General features: G+C 74.4%; 18 protein-coding genes. 7 read left to right on the forward strand and 11 right to left on the reverse strand.

What is annotated here, in order from left to right:
• Positions 1-45: 45 nt before the first annotated feature.
• Positions 46-768, forward strand: coding sequence for an IclR family transcriptional regulator (locus tag LN652_RS06065; RefSeq protein ID WP_230443783.1), 723 nt, complete (start codon positions 46-48; stop codon positions 766-768).
• A gap of 121 nt (positions 769-889) precedes the next feature.
• On the opposite strand, the gene LN652_RS06070 is transcribed toward LN652_RS06065, so the two are convergent.
• The 9 genes from LN652_RS06070 to LN652_RS06110 form a co-directional block, all read right to left on the reverse strand.
• Positions 890-1,372, reverse strand: a complete 483-nt coding sequence (locus LN652_RS06070) for a methylated-DNA--[protein]-cysteine S-methyltransferase (RefSeq protein ID WP_230443784.1) — start codon at positions 1,370-1,372, stop codon at positions 890-892.
• Between the two features lies 1 nt (position 1,373).
• Complete coding sequence (locus tag LN652_RS06075) at positions 1,374-2,852, reverse strand: DNA-3-methyladenine glycosylase 2 family protein (RefSeq protein ID WP_230443785.1); 1,479 nt, start codon at positions 2,850-2,852, stop codon at positions 1,374-1,376.
• Positions 2,853-2,928: 76 nt separating this feature from the next.
• On the reverse strand, positions 2,929-3,516 hold the full coding sequence (locus tag LN652_RS06080) for a hypothetical protein (RefSeq protein ID WP_230443786.1): 588 nt from the start codon (positions 3,514-3,516) through the stop codon (positions 2,929-2,931).
• Complete coding sequence (locus tag LN652_RS06085; RefSeq protein WP_230443787.1) at positions 3,513-4,067, reverse strand: hypothetical protein; 555 nt, start codon at positions 4,065-4,067, stop codon at positions 3,513-3,515. The genes LN652_RS06080 and LN652_RS06085 overlap by 4 nt, the downstream gene beginning before the upstream one ends.
• Positions 4,064-4,438, reverse strand: coding sequence for an Asp23/Gls24 family envelope stress response protein (locus LN652_RS06090; RefSeq protein ID WP_230443788.1), 375 nt, complete (start codon positions 4,436-4,438; stop codon positions 4,064-4,066). Before LN652_RS06090 ends, LN652_RS06085 begins: the two co-directional genes overlap by 4 nt.
• A complete protein-coding gene (locus tag LN652_RS06095) occupies positions 4,431-4,607 on the reverse strand; it encodes a DUF2273 domain-containing protein (RefSeq protein WP_230443789.1) in 177 nt (58 codons plus the stop codon). The genes LN652_RS06090 and LN652_RS06095 overlap by 8 nt, the downstream gene beginning before the upstream one ends.
• A complete protein-coding gene (locus tag LN652_RS06100) occupies positions 4,604-4,936 on the reverse strand; it encodes a hypothetical protein (protein WP_230443790.1) in 333 nt (110 codons plus the stop codon). The genes LN652_RS06095 and LN652_RS06100 overlap by 4 nt, the downstream gene beginning before the upstream one ends.
• A gap of 6 nt (positions 4,937-4,942) precedes the next feature.
• Positions 4,943-5,338 (reverse strand): Asp23/Gls24 family envelope stress response protein, encoded by a 396-nt coding sequence (locus LN652_RS06105; RefSeq protein WP_230443791.1) that lies wholly within the window; start codon positions 5,336-5,338, stop codon positions 4,943-4,945.
• Positions 5,328-5,777 carry an Asp23/Gls24 family envelope stress response protein gene (locus LN652_RS06110; RefSeq protein WP_230443792.1) on the reverse strand — a complete coding sequence of 150 codons (450 nt, stop codon included), beginning with the start codon at positions 5,775-5,777 and terminating at the stop codon, positions 5,328-5,330. The genes LN652_RS06105 and LN652_RS06110 overlap by 11 nt, the downstream gene beginning before the upstream one ends.
• Before the next feature lie 176 nt (positions 5,778-5,953).
• Between LN652_RS06110 and LN652_RS06115 the strand changes: the two genes are divergently transcribed.
• Entirely contained in the window at positions 5,954-6,517 is a 564-nt protein-coding gene (locus tag LN652_RS06115) for an RNA polymerase sigma factor (RefSeq protein ID WP_230443793.1), read from the forward strand.
• Positions 6,508-6,978: a hypothetical protein gene (locus tag LN652_RS06120; RefSeq protein WP_230443794.1), complete on the forward strand. Its 471-nt coding sequence runs from the start codon at positions 6,508-6,510 to the stop codon at positions 6,976-6,978. The genes LN652_RS06115 and LN652_RS06120 overlap by 10 nt, the downstream gene beginning before the upstream one ends.
• 9 nt (positions 6,979-6,987) lie before the next feature.
• Here LN652_RS06120 and LN652_RS06125 read toward each other — a convergent pair whose 3' ends face one another.
• A complete protein-coding gene (locus LN652_RS06125) occupies positions 6,988-7,665 on the reverse strand; it encodes a response regulator (protein WP_230443795.1) in 678 nt (225 codons plus the stop codon).
• On the reverse strand, positions 7,662-9,299 hold the full coding sequence (locus tag LN652_RS06130; protein WP_230443796.1) for a sensor histidine kinase: 1,638 nt from the start codon (positions 9,297-9,299) through the stop codon (positions 7,662-7,664). The genes LN652_RS06125 and LN652_RS06130 overlap by 4 nt, the downstream gene beginning before the upstream one ends.
• A gap of 128 nt (positions 9,300-9,427) precedes the next feature.
• Here LN652_RS06130 and LN652_RS06135 point away from each other — a divergent pair, with 128 nt between their 5' ends.
• From LN652_RS06135 to LN652_RS06150, 4 genes are read left to right on the forward strand one after another with little or no spacing between them, the layout of a single operon-like run.
• A complete protein-coding gene (locus LN652_RS06135) occupies positions 9,428-10,423 on the forward strand; it encodes a Bug family tripartite tricarboxylate transporter substrate binding protein (protein WP_230443797.1) in 996 nt (331 codons plus the stop codon).
• A complete protein-coding gene (locus LN652_RS06140) occupies positions 10,420-10,959 on the forward strand; it encodes a tripartite tricarboxylate transporter TctB family protein (protein ID WP_230443798.1) in 540 nt (179 codons plus the stop codon). Before LN652_RS06135 ends, LN652_RS06140 begins: the two co-directional genes overlap by 4 nt.
• The gene (locus LN652_RS06145; RefSeq protein ID WP_230443799.1) at positions 10,959-12,503 is read left to right on the forward strand and encodes a tripartite tricarboxylate transporter permease; all 1,545 of its coding nucleotides are present in this window, start codon (positions 10,959-10,961) and stop codon (positions 12,501-12,503) included. The genes LN652_RS06140 and LN652_RS06145 overlap by 1 nt, the downstream gene beginning before the upstream one ends.
• A complete protein-coding gene (locus LN652_RS06150; RefSeq protein WP_230443800.1) occupies positions 12,500-12,901 on the forward strand; it encodes a universal stress protein in 402 nt (133 codons plus the stop codon). The genes LN652_RS06145 and LN652_RS06150 overlap by 4 nt, the downstream gene beginning before the upstream one ends.
• Positions 12,902-12,947: the final 46 nt, after the last annotated feature.

Below are 12,947 nucleotides of genomic sequence, written 5' to 3' on the forward strand. Positions count from 1 at the left end.
ACGGTACATCTTGCATCCCACTGGCTGAGATGAGAATATCGGCATATGGACAACGGATCTGGCGTCGGCGTGCTCGACAAGGCGGCCCTGGTGCTCGCCGCTCTGGAGGCGGGACCGGCCACGCTGGCCGGACTCGTCGCGGGGACCGGCCTCGCGCGGCCCACCGCGCACCGCCTCGCCGTCGCCCTCGAGCACCACCGCCTCGTCGCCCGCGACATGCAGGGCCGCTTCGTGCTCGGCCCCCGCCTCGCCGAGCTGTCGGCCGCCGCCGGCGAGGACCGGCTGCTCGCCGCCGCCGGGCCCGTGCTCGCGCGGCTGCGCGACATCACCGGCGAGTCCGCACAGCTGTGGCGTCGCCAGGGCGAGCACCGCGTCTGCGTCGCCGCCGCCGAGCGCCCGTCGGGCCTGCGCGACACCATCCCGGTCGGCTCGCAGCTCACCATGAACGCCGGCTCCGCCGCGCAGATCCTGCTCGCCTGGGAGGACCCGGAGCGCATGCACCGCGGCCTGCAGAACGCCGCGTTCTCCGCGACCGCCCTGTCCGGCATCCGCCGCCGCGGCTGGTCGCAGTCGGTCGGCGAGCGCGAGCAGGGCGTGGCGTCGGTGTCCGCCCCCGTCCGCTCCCCCGGCGGCAAGGTGATCGCCGCGGTGTCGGTCTCCGGCCCGCTCGAGCGGCTCTCGCGCCAGCCCGGCCGGATGCACGCGCCCGCCGTCCTCGCCGCCGCCGACCGCCTGTCGGAGTCGCTGCGCCGGGCTGCGGCCGACTGACCGGGCACTTCCTCGCGCTGCGGGACGCCGACCGGGCACTTCCTCGCGCTGCGGGCCGGCTCCAGCGCGAGGAAGTGCCCGCTCACCCCGATCCAGCGCGAGGAAGTGCCCGCTCACCTGGTCAGAACAAGGCGTCCTGCTCCAGCTCGAGCAGCTGCTGCTTGCGCTCGAGCCCGCCGGCGTAACCGGTCAGCGTCCCGTTCGCCCCGATGACCCGGTGGCAGGGCACCACGATCGGGATCGGGTTGCGGCCGTTGGCCAGGCCGACGGCGCGCGACGCCGCGTTGGTCATGCCGAGCCGGCCGGCGATCTCGCCGTAGGACGCGGTCTCGCCGTAGCCGATCTGCGCGAGCTGGTGCCAGACCCGCTGCTGGAAGTCGGTACCCACCGGCGCGAGCGGCAGGTTGAAGTCGGTGAGCTCGCCGGAGAAGTACGCCGTCAGCTGGCGCACCGCCTCGCCCAGCACCGGCGCGTCGTCGGTGCGCTCCCCCAGCGGCCGCCCGTCGGCCGGCGGGCGGAACGGCGAGAACTCGATCGCGACGATCGCGCCGTCGCGCTCGACGATCCGCAGGTCGCCGATGGGCGAGGGCATCACGGTCCACATGTCAGTCATCCTCCGTCGGCCCGGTCGCGGGCATCAGTGTGTTCCACAGGTGCATGAGGGCGTACGAGCGCCACGGCCGCCAGCGCTCGGCGTCGTCGGCCGTGCCGCCGAGGCCGGCCAGCACCTTCTTCACCGCGAGGTCGGTCGGCAGGAAGGCGTCGGGGTGCCCGAGGGCACGCATCGCGACGTAGTCGGCCGTCCACGGGCCGATGCCCGGCAGCTCGAGCAGCGAGCGGCGTACGTCGTCGCGGTCCGGCCCGCGGTCGAGCACGACCCGTTCCGCGACGAGGGCGGCGGCGAGCCCGACGAGGGCCCGCCCGCGTGCGCGGGGCATCGGCAGCGTCTCCGGGTCGACCTCGGCCAGGGTCGCCGCGTCGGGGAAGAGGTGGGTGAGGCCGGGGACGCCGGTCTCGACGGGGCGTCCGTGCGCGGCGACGATGCGTCCGCCGACGGTGCGCGCCCCGGTGACGCTGACCTGCTGGCCGACGACCGTGCGGAACGCCGTCTCGTCACCGTCGACCTGTCCCGGGACCCGCAGGCCGGGGGTGGCCCGGACGAGGGACCCGATGACCGGGTCGTCGCGCAGGTGCTCGTCGACCGCACGGGGGTCGCAGTCGGCGTCGAGCAGCCGGCGCACCCGCTCGCTCGCGGCGGCGGTGTCGCGCAGGTCCTGGAGCCGGAACCGCGCCACCACGAAGCCGGTCCCGGTGCCGGCCGGCAGGTCCGCGAGCTCGACGTGCACCGTCCCGGGGGCGTGCGGCAGGTCGAGGGTGCGGGCGTACCACCCGGGTCCCGCGGCCTCCACGCCCGGCACGACGTGGAAGGCGAGGAAGTCGAGGAGGCGGGCCCCGGCGAACGGCGTGCGGACCGGGAGCCGCATCGTGACCGTCCCGTGGGAGTCGGCGCCGCCGCGGCGCCCGCGCAGCTCGGTCGGGGAGGCGGCGTAGATCTCGCGCAACGTCTCGTTGAACTGACGCACGCTCGTGAAGCCGGCGGCGAAGGCGACGTCGGTCAGCGGCAGGTCGGTCGTCTCGATGAGGACGCGTGCGCTCTGCGCCCGGCGGGCGCGGGCCAGTGCGAGCGGAGCGGCGCCGAGCTCCTGGGTGAGCAGCCGGCCGAGGTGGCGCGGCGTGTAGCCGACTCGGCGGGCCAGGCCGTCGACGCCCTCGCGGTCGACGAGCCCGTCGGCGATCAGCCGCATCGCACGCCCGGCGGCGTCGGCGGCGACGTCCCACTCGGGGCTGCCGGGCGTGGCGTCGGGCAGGCAGCGCTTGCACGCGCGGTAGCCGGCGGCGTGCGCGCTGGCCGCGGTGGCGTGGAACGTCACGTTGCGGGCGGCCGGCGTGCGGGCCGGGCACGAGGGGCGGCAGTAGATGCCGGTGGTGCTGACGGCGGTGTAGAACACGCCGTCGAAGCGTCGGTCCCGGCTCTGGACGGCCCGGTAGCAGGAGTCCGGGTCGAGGTGTCCGGTCGGCGTCATGCTCCGATCATGACGCCCGCCCGGTCGTCGTACCAGCGGAAAACGGACACGACGACCGGGCGGTGGTGCGGTGCGGTCAGGCGTCGACCGCGATGTCGGTGGTGCGGCGGGTGCGCGGCTGGCGGCCGGGCCCCTGGAGCAGGAAGCGGACGCGGACGCTGCCGTCGGGGAACGCCTGCTCCACCTCGGTCTCGAGGCGCTCGGTGCCCTCGAGGAGCGCGTCGGCCTCGGCCTCGACGTCCACGTGGCCGATCAGCTCGACCAGGTCGTGGGCGTCGGGCGCGGTGCGCCCCCGCACGCCGGTGACCGGGGCCAGCTCGGCCCAGCGGTCGGCCAGGGTGCGGGCCAGCGAGGCCACGTCGACCTCGAGCCGGCCGGTCGCGTCCGAGCCGTCGATCCGGCTGGTGCCACGCGTCGGGCGGGGCAGGTGGGCGAGCAGCCAGAGCAGCCCGACCACGCCGAGCGCGACGCCGACGACGGCCCAGGCCCACGGCCACCAGCTGCTGTCGAGCACGGTGTCGGCACCGTCGGTGCGCAACGTCTGCTGGAACCAGCCGGTCAGGTCGAGGCGCCAGTCCCAGGCGAGCAGGGCTGCGGCGACGAGCGCCAGTCCCACCACGATGGTGACGAGGCGGTCGATCGAGCGGGTGCGACGGGTGGTCATGCGTCCTCCTCGGCGAGTCGTACGTCGATGCGGCGGGCGCCGAGCGCCGTGGCGGGTGCCGTGGCGACGTCGCGGGCGCCCGAGAGGCTCGCGTCGTCGCTGGCGGCGTCGCCGCGGGTCGTCACGTGCAGCACGATGCGGCGGCGTCCGGCCCGGGTGACCCGGGCGGCGAGCACGCCGGGGGCGCGGTCGGCCGCGGTGCGCGACACCTCGGCGATGGCCGCGGGCGTCGACCAGAGCTGGGTGGCCTCGGTCGCGCGGACGTAGCGGCGCTGGGCCGGGCTGAGCCCGACGACCAGGAGCAGGAGGCCGACGACCCCGGCGACCGTCGCGACGGCCAGCGTTGCGGTGCCGGCCTCCAGCCCGTCGAGCGAGCGGATGACGGCGGCGAGCCACGGGTCTCCCTGGGCCCAGCCCTGGCTGACGGCGAGGTCGCGCACGGCGACCACGGCGACGCCCACGAGCAGCAGGCCGTAGAGCACGGCGAGCGGGACGGAGCGGTGGCGCAGGGCGGGCGGGCGCGCGAGGGCCCGGTCGGTGCGGTTCGTCACGAGGTCCTCCTGTCGTCGGTTCCGGCCACCGTCACGGTGACGTCGACGGAGGCGATGCGTACGCCGCTGAGCTCGGCGGCACGGGCCAGGACCTGGTCGCGGACCCGGGCGGCGATGGTGCTCACCGGGGCGGGCCAGGCGCAGGCGACCTCGAGGTCGACCCGCGCCGTGGCGCCGCGGACGGTGACGTTGGCGTGGGGCGTGCCGGAGCGGACCCCGGCCAGGCTGCTGTCGGTCGGGCGCACGCCCGGCACCTCGCGTGCGGCCGCCTCCACGATGTGGCGCAGGGCGTGGGCGCGCACGTGCAGCTGGCCGCGCGCCTCCGGCTCCGCGAGGGCGACCGGTGCGTCGGTGGCGACGAGGTCACTCACGACGGCCCCGCAGCAGGGAGCGGACGTCGATCTCGCCGTCGACGTGGCCGCCGACGAGGTAGCCGACGGCACCGAGGACGACCGCGAGCAGGAGCCCGGTGAAGCCGCCGGTGGTGATGGCGATGGTGAGCAGGAGGCCGGCGATGAGGCCGACGGTGGAGGTGGTCATGAGGTCTCCTCGATCAGGTGGGCGTACTGCCGGACGGGCCAGCCGCGGAGGCGGCCCCGTGCCAGCGAGGCGAACCGGCGGCGGGTGCGCCGGGCACTGCGGACCGCCCGCGAGCGGCGGGTGGTCGTGATGGTCGGCCGTGGAGCCCTGACCGCGGTGCCCGCACCCCCAGCGGGCACCGCGGCGGCCTGGGGTGCGTCCCTGCGCTCGAAGGCGCGCATCACCGCGATGAAGTCGTCCACGTCACCGCCGAGGTCGGGGTGGGTGGCCCGCAGCGCAGCACGCCGGGCGGCGCGACGCTCGCGGTCATCGGTGGTGGTCGGGTGCATCGTGGTTCAGCTCCTGGGGGTGGGCACCGTCACGGGGTCGAGCTCGGCCTGGGGCGCGGGCTCGGACGGACGGGCGACGTCCTCCACGGTCACGTGCACGGGGCCGGGCGCGATGCCGGCGACCTGGTCGCGCACCGCGGCGGTGGTGATCGCCACGGGCGCGTCCCAGGACAGCACGAGGTGGATCTGGGTCTCCTCGTCACGCAGGCGGACCCCGTTGACCCGGCGGCCGGGCAGGTAGGTGGCGACCTCGCCCAGCACGCCGCCGTGGAGGTCGTGGACCCCCGGGACCGCCAGGACGGCGGCCGCCACGCGGTCGGCCAGCTCGACGGGCTCCGCCGCCGTGCCGGCCTCCGCGTCGATCGGCACCTGGGTCGTCAGGTCCCTCGCGTCACTGGACACGCGTCGTCTGCTCCTCGGCCTCGTCCTCGTCGGACTCGAGGAACACGTCGTGGACGGTGATGTTGACCTCGGTCACCTCCAGGCCGGTCATCCGCTCGACCGCGTCGACGACGTTGCGGCGGATGGCGGCGGCGAGGTCGGCGATCGCGACGCCGTACTCGGCGACGATGTCGAGGTCGACCGCGGCCTGGTGCTCGCCGACCTCGACCGCGACACCCTGGCTCAGGTTGGTGCGCGAGCCCGGGATGCGCTCGCGGATCGCGCCGACGGCGCGGGCGGCGCCGCCACCCAGGTCGTGGACGCCGCTGATCTCGCGGGCGGCGATGCCGGCGATCTTGGAGACGACGGTGTCGGCGATCGAGGTCTTGCCCTGCTCGGTGACGAGCGCGCCGGTGGTGGTGGCGGGGGTCTTGGTGGGCGTCTGCTGCTTCTCGGACATGGTCACTCCGTTCGTCATCTGGCTCGTGGCCTGCCGACCCGCTGTGGGCCGGTTCGTGAGTTGGTCGTGCGCGCCGACCCGATCGTCACGCCCCATTCGTGTGACACGGGTCACCGTCTTCGACGGCGCACCCGTGGGGGTGAGCGGGCTTGCGACGCTCGGGCAGACTCGCCGACATGCCGTCCGACGACCTCGACCCGACCACCGACGCCGCGCTCGTACGCGCCGCGCGGCTGGGCGACGAGGACGCGTTCGGCGAGATCGTCGACCGCCACGGCCCCGGCATGCTGCGCTACGCCCGCCGCCTGGTGGGCGGCAGCGACGCCGACGCCGCCGAGGCGGTGCAGGAGGCGTTCATCTCCGCGTGGCGCGGACTGGAGACCTTCCGCGGCGAGTCGAGCCTGCGCACCTGGCTCTTCCGGCTGGTGCACCGGCGGGCCGTGGACCTCAACCGCCACCGTCGTCCGACCCCCATCGACGACGAGCTGCTCTCGCGGATGGTGCACGAGGCTGACGACAACCCGTTGCAGGACGTCCTGGACGGCGAGCTGCTCGAGGCCTTGCAGCAGGCGCTCGATGAACTACCGTGGAACCAGCGTGCCGTGTGGCTCCTCCGCGAGGTGGAGGGGCTGGGGTACGACGAGATCGCCCAGGCACTGGGCACCACCGTCGGCAGCGTGCGGGGACAGCTGCACCGTGGCCGACGTCAACTTGCAGAGAGGATGGCACGATGGCGATGACCCAGACCGGCCCCCTCGAGCGGGCCGCCGACGCCGCGCGCGCGGAGGAGCCGGACGACTGGCCCAGCGTGGCGGAGTCGGTGAAGGAGAAGGTGCGCGCCACCGTCACGCCCTCGCGACCCGTCGTGGTCGTGGGGGTCGACGGCAGCACGGACCAGGACGTGCACGGCTCGCGCACCTACGTCGCGTCCCGCGTCCTGCGCGGTGCGCTGCGCGAGGCGCTGCGCACCCGCCCCGACCTGACGGCCGAGCGGATCGACCTCACCATCGACGACGAGGACCGGCTGGCGCAGGTCGCGGTCGACATCGTCTGCGCCTACGGCACCGTGCTCCCTTCGGCAGCCGACGAGGCGCGCGCGGCGGTCGAGTCGGTCGCGGTGGACCTGCTGGGCGCCGGCACCCGGCCGGTGGTCGACGTGACCGTCAGCGACGTCGTCGTGGGCGACCCGCGCCGGACCTGACCGGGTCCGTCACGCCCGGCGGTAGCGGCGCTCGGGCCGCCCGGCGCCGCCGTACTGCAGCCGTACGCTGACGCTGCCGCGGGCGACGAAGTGCTCGAGGTAGCGCCGCGCGGAGACGCGGGAGATGCCGACCGCCTCCGCGCACTCGGTCGCCGAGAGCTCGCCGCGCTCGAGCAGCGCCGACTCGACGGCGTCGGCGGTCTCCGGGCTCAGCCCCTTGGGCAGCGGCACCGGGGCCGCCGGGGCGACGGGGGCGGCCGCCCCGAACACGGCGTCGATGTCGTCCTGGCGCGGGGCGCCCGACGCGAGCGCGGCGTGGGCCGCGCGGAAGGACTCCAGCCGCACCCGCAGGTCGTCGTAGTCGAACGGCTTGACGAGGTAGTGGGCCGCTCCCCCGGCGGCCGCGGCGCGCACCGTGTCGGCCTCGCGGGCGGCGGTGACGACCAGCACGCCGACGTCGTCGCCACCGGCGCGGAGCCGGCGCAGCACCTCGATGCCGGTGACGTCGGGCAGGTGCACGTCGAGCAGGACCAGGTCGGGGCGCAGCCGCGCGACGTCGTCGAGCGCGGCCTGGCCGGTGCTGGCGACGCCGACGACGCGGAAGCCCGGCGTGCGCTCGACGAACTGCGTGTGGATGCGGGCCACCATGAAGTCGTCGTCGACGACGAGCACCGCGAGCTCGCTCACCTGCTCTCCCTCCCCGCCACCGGCTCCGGACCGACCTCGACACGCGGCAGGAGCGCCTCGAAGACCGCTCCGCCGCCGGCGGCGTGACCGACCGTCACCGCGCCGCCCCGACGTTCGCAGACGACCTGCACCAGCGCCAGTCCGACACCCCGTCCCTCGGCGGTCGAGGCCTTGGTGCTCCACCCGCGGCGGAAGATGTCGCCGACGCGCTCGGGCGGCACGCCGGGGCCGGTGTCGGTGACGGCGAGCCGGACGCTGCCGTCCTCGAGCACCAGCGACACGTCCACGGTCGTGCCGCCCACGGAGACGGACGCGTCGACCGCGTTGTCGACCAGGTTGCCCAGCACCGTGCCGACGTCGGTCGACGCCTCGGGGTCCAGCCGGGGCAGGAGGCTGTCGGTGGTGATGCGCAGGTCGATGCCGCGCTCGGCCGCCAGGCTGGTCTTGGCGATCAGCAGCGCCGCGACCGCGGGGTCCTCGACGCGGGCCAGGACGGCGTCGGAGATCTCGCGACGCCGCTTGCTCAGCGTGCCGACCAGCCGGGACACCTCGTCGTACTCCCCGAGCTGCACCAGCCCGGAGATGGTGTGCAGCTGGTTGTGGAACTCGTGGGTCTGCGCGCGCAGGGTGTTGGTGATCGACTGCCGCGCGCTGAGCTCGCTCTGCAGCGCCAGCAGCTCGGTGCGGTCGCGCAGCGTCGTGACGGACGCGACGTGCCGCCCGCGCTCGAGGACGGGGTTGCGGTTGACCACCAGCACCCGTTCGCCGAGGACGACCACCTGGTCGCGGATCTCCCTCGGGTCGGCCAGCAGGTCGCGGACGACCGGGGCGAGCCCGAGGTCGTCGACCCGCCGCCCCTCCACCTCGCCGGACAGCGACAGCAGCTCGCGGGCGCTGTCGCTCAGCACGGTGACCGTGCCGTCCTCGGAGACCGCCACCACCCCCTCGCGGATCGAGTGCAGCAGCGCCTCGCGCTGGTCGGCCAGCGCGGCGATGGCCGCCGGCTCGAGGCCGCGCGTACGCCGCCGGATCAGGCGCGACAGCAGCAACGACCCGGCCATGCCCAGCCCGAGGCCGAGCCCGGCGACGGGCACGAGGTCGGGCAGCACGCTGCGGGCGCGCTCGCCCCAGGTGGGGTACTCCTCCGTGACCATCGCGATGCCGACCAGCTCGAGGCGACGGTTGATGATCGGCGCCTGCGCCGCGATCGACGGCGTGCCGAGGTCGTCGACGTCCCCGGTCCAGCTCCGCTTGCGCTCCGCGGGGCTCCCCAGCAGGTCGAGGCGCTGGTCACGACCGGCGAAGTCGCTGCTGACCAGCACCGTCGCGTCGGGCGAGGCGAGGTAGACCCCGCTGGCCCGGTAGCGGTAGCGCACGTCCTGGGTGATCGTCGCCAGCGCCGCGCGCCTGGCCTCCACCTCGTCGGTGCGGAAGGTCAGCCGCACGAACCTGTCGTTGGCGAGGCTCTCCGCCGCGTCGCGCATCGCGGCGCCGCGCGTGGCGCGGAAGTCGGCGTCGCTCTGCTGCACCGACACCACGCTGGCCACCACCACGACGACCAGCATCACGCTCACCTGCAGCACCAGGAACTGGCCGGCGAGCGTCGCCGGCCACCACCGCACGCGTGACCACAAGTTCCACAACCTCCATTGCTTTCCCAAGCGTGACGAGCACCACAGGCAGTCTCCACCATCGTCGGGACGGGTCCGTGCGCGGACCGGTCCACGAACCCCCGAGAGATCCCCAAGAGATCGGAGTGCGCATGAGGCGCCGAAGGACGACGAGGGCCATCGCCACGGCGGTGGCGCTCGGCAGCGCGCTGGTGCTGGCGACCGGCTGCGGGGTGACCCGCGGCGACCAGAGCCGGGACCTCACGATGCTGATCCCGAACAGCCCCGGCGGTGGCTACGACCAGACCGGCCGCGCGGCGGTGGCGGTCATGGACCACGGTGACATCACCGGCGGCTCCTTCGAGGTCACCAACGTGATCGGCGCCGGCGGGTCGGTGGCGATGACGCGGCTGATGAACGCCGAGGGCGACGAGCGCACCATGATGACCGCCGGGCTCGGCGTCGTCGGGTCGCTCTACTCCTTCGGCGCTCCCTACAAGCTCGACGACGCCACGCCGCTGGCCCAGCTGATCGAGGACCAGGAGGGCGTGCTCGTCCCGTCGGACTCGCCCTTCGAGACCATCGACGACCTGGTTGCGGCCTGGAACGACGACCCGTCGTCCATCGTCGTCGGCGGCGGCTCGTCCCCCGGCGGGCCGGACCACCTCTTCCCGATGCAGCTGGCCAGCGCGGTCGGTGTCGAGCCCCGCGACGTGCAGTACGTGCCGTACGACGGCGGAGGCCCCCTCACCAGCGCCCTGCTCGGCAACAAGATCGACGTCGGCTTCTCCGGCGTCGGCGAGTTCACCGGACAGCTGTCCAGCGGCGAGCTGCGGCTGCTGGCCGTCTCGGGCGAGGAGCGGCTGACCGGCGAGGGGATCGGCGACGCCCCGACCCTGACCGAGTCGGGCATCGACTTGGTCTTCACCAACTGGCGCGGCGTCTTCGCGCCGCCCGGCATCTCCGAGGAGCGTCGCGCCGAGCTGATCGCGATGCTCGAGGAGATGCACGAGACCCCCGAGTGGCAGCAGGCCCTCGAGGACAACGGCTGGATCGACGAGTTCAAGACCGGCGACGACTTCACCCAGTTCCTCGTGGAGCAGGACGAGCGCGTCGCCACCACCCTCGAGGAGCTGGACCTGCTGTGAGCACACCACTCGACACCCACCCCGACACCCCGGGCGCCGCCGCGGAGCCGGCCGCCCCCGGGCGCGACCTGGCACAGCTGGGCCTCGCCGGCGCGCTCGTGCTGGTCGGCGCGTACACCTTCTACGACGCCACCACCCTGCGGATCGGCTTCGGCGACCCGGTGGGCCCGCGCGTCTTCCCCTACGTCATCGGCACGGTCACCGTGCTGCTCGGCGTCCTGCTCGCCCTCGCGACCCTGCGCGGCGACGTCCCCGAGGCCGAGGGCGGCGAGGACGTCGACCTGCGGCAGCCGGCCGACTGGCTCACCGTCCTCAAGCTCGTCGGCGTGCTGATGGTCACCGTGCTCACGATCTCCTTCCTCGGCTGGGCGATCACCGGCGCGATCCTGTTCGCCGGGTCCGCGTGGTCGCTCGGCAGCCGCACCCTCGTCCGTGACGTCATCGTCGGCGTGGTGCTGTCCGTGACCAGCTGGTACGCCTTCCACGAGGGCCTCGGCGTGATCCTGCCGGCCGGGATCCTGGACGGGGTGCTGTGATGGAGAACCTCTCGCTGCTGATGGACGGCTTCGGCTCCGTCCTCACCCCGCAGAACCTGCTGTTCGCCGCGATCGGCGTGCTGCTCGGCACCTTCGTCGGCGTGCTGCCCGGCATCGGCCCGGCGATGGCGGTGGCGCTGCTGCTGCCCGTGACCTACGGCCTCGACCCGATCCCGGCGTTCATCATGTTCGCCGGCATCTACTACGGCGGCATGTACGGCGGCTCGACGACCGCGATCCTGCTCAACACCCCTGGTGAGTCGGCCTCGGTGATGACCGCGCTCGAGGGCAACCTGATGGCACGCGCGGGCAGGGCCGCCCAGGCCCTCGCGACGGCCGCCATCGGCTCCTTCATCGCCGGCACGATCGGCACGATGCTCGTGGTGTTCTTCGCCCCTGCCCTCGCGTCGGTGGCCGTCGCGATCGGCGCGCCGTCCTACTTCGCGCTGATGGTCCTGGCGATGGTGTCGGTGACCAGCGTGCTGGGCGGCTCCCCGCTGCGCGGCTTCATCGCGCTCTTCCTCGGCCTCACCATCGGCCTCGTCGGACTCGACCTCAACACCGGCCAGCCGCGGCTCAGCTTCGACCAGCCGCTGCTCGCCGACCGGATCGACGTGGTCGTGGTGGCGGTCGGCATCTTCGCCCTCGGCGAGGCCCTCTGGGTCGCCGCCCACCTGCGCCGCAGCCCGGTCCGGGTGATCCCGGTCGGTCGTCCCTGGATGGACCGTGCCGACCTCCGCCGGTCGTGGGGCCCATGGCTGCGCGGCACGGCGTACGGCTTCCCGTTCGGCGCGGTCCCGGCCGGCGGCGCGGAGATCCCGACGTTCCTGTCCTACATCACCGAGAAGCGGCTCGCCGCCCGCAAGGGTCGCGACGAGTTCGGCCGGGGAGCCATCGAGGGCGTGGCCGGGCCGGAGGCGGCCAACAACGCCTCGGCCGCCGGCACCTTCGTGCCGCTGCTCGCGCTCGGCCTGCCGGTCACGGCGACGTCGGCGGTCATGCTCGCGGCGCTCCAGGGCTACGGCATCGAGCCGGGTCCCAGCCTGATGACCGACCAGCCCGAGCTGGTGTGGGCGCTCCTCGCCAGCCTGCTGATCGGCAACGCCCTGCTGCTGGTGCTCAACCTGCCGCTCGCGCCGCTCTGGGCCAAGCTGCTGCGGATCCCCCGCCCCCAGCTCTACGCCGGCATCCTGTTCTTCGCCGCGCTCGGGGCGTACGCCACCAACCTGCAGGCCTTCGACCTGTTCCTGCTGGTGCTGCTCGGCCTGCTGGGCCTGGCCATGCGGCGCTTCGCCCTGCCGGTGCTGCCGCTGATCCTCGGCGTCATCCTCGGCCCGCTCATGGAGGTCCAGCTGCGCCAGGCGATGGCGATCTCCGGCGGCGAGGTCTCCGGCCTGTGGAGCGAGCCGCTCGCGGTGGTGATCTACGTGGTCGTGGCCCTCGCCGTGCTGGCACCGATCGTGCTGCGCAGGGTGCGCCCCGCGCCCGCCGCGGTGGCCGTCGACCAGGACGTCCGTGAGAAGGAAGAGGAGGGAGTGCGATGAGCGGCACGACGATCGTGGTGGGCTGGAGCCCCGACGAGTACGGCGAGACCGCGCTGCGGCGCGCCGTCGAGGAGGCGCGGCTGCGCGAGGGCCGGGTCGTGGTGGTCAACGCCACCCGCGGCGACGCCCTCGTCGACGAGCGCTACGCCGACGACGACCAGCTGGCCCGGCTGACCGGCGAGCTCGCCGGCAGCGGGCTTGAGGTCGACGTGCGCCGCTCGATGGGCGCCGACGTCGGCGACCAGGTCCTCGAGGTCGCCCGCGACGTCGACGCCGACCTCGTGGTCATCGGCCTGCGCCGCCGCTCGCCGGTCGGCAAGCTGCTGATGGGCAGCGTCGCGCAGCGGATCCTGCTCGGCGCCGACTGCGCCGTGCTGGCGGTGAAGCCGCCCGCCTGATCCGCGTCGCAGCCCGGACAGGCGGTCGGCGCCGCCGTCCGGAGGC

Origin of the sequence: Nocardioides okcheonensis (genome assembly GCF_020991065.1) — a bacterium.
Classification (GTDB): domain Bacteria; phylum Actinomycetota; class Actinomycetes; order Propionibacteriales; family Nocardioidaceae; genus Nocardioides; species Nocardioides okcheonensis.

Excerpts from the sequence above, each read along its gene's own strand:
- LN652_RS06150 (WP_230443800.1), top strand. The coding sequence starts at position 12,500 with ATGAGCGGCACGACGATCGTGGTGGGCTGGAGCCCCGACGAGTACGGC.
- LN652_RS06145 (WP_230443799.1), top strand. The coding sequence starts at position 10,959 with ATGGAGAACCTCTCGCTGCTGATGGACGGCTTCGGCTCCGTCCTCACC.
- LN652_RS06080 (WP_230443786.1), bottom strand. The coding sequence starts at position 3,516 with ATGACCACCCGTCGCACCCGCTCGATCGACCGCCTCGTCACCATCGTG.
- LN652_RS06135 (WP_230443797.1), top strand. The coding sequence starts at position 9,428 with ATGAGGCGCCGAAGGACGACGAGGGCCATCGCCACGGCGGTGGCGCTC.
- LN652_RS06115 (WP_230443793.1), top strand. The coding sequence starts at position 5,954 with ATGCCGTCCGACGACCTCGACCCGACCACCGACGCCGCGCTCGTACGC.
- LN652_RS06065 (WP_230443783.1), top strand. The coding sequence starts at position 46 with ATGGACAACGGATCTGGCGTCGGCGTGCTCGACAAGGCGGCCCTGGTG.
- LN652_RS06120 (WP_230443794.1), top strand. The coding sequence starts at position 6,508 with ATGGCGATGACCCAGACCGGCCCCCTCGAGCGGGCCGCCGACGCCGCG.
- LN652_RS06075 (WP_230443785.1), bottom strand. The coding sequence starts at position 2,852 with ATGACGCCGACCGGACACCTCGACCCGGACTCCTGCTACCGGGCCGTC.
- LN652_RS06070 (WP_230443784.1), bottom strand. The coding sequence starts at position 1,372 with ATGTGGACCGTGATGCCCTCGCCCATCGGCGACCTGCGGATCGTCGAG.
- LN652_RS06095 (WP_230443789.1), bottom strand. The coding sequence starts at position 4,607 with ATGACCACCTCCACCGTCGGCCTCATCGCCGGCCTCCTGCTCACCATC.
- LN652_RS06110 (WP_230443792.1), bottom strand. The coding sequence starts at position 5,777 with ATGTCCGAGAAGCAGCAGACGCCCACCAAGACCCCCGCCACCACCACC.
- LN652_RS06100 (WP_230443790.1), bottom strand. The coding sequence starts at position 4,936 with ATGCACCCGACCACCACCGATGACCGCGAGCGTCGCGCCGCCCGGCGT.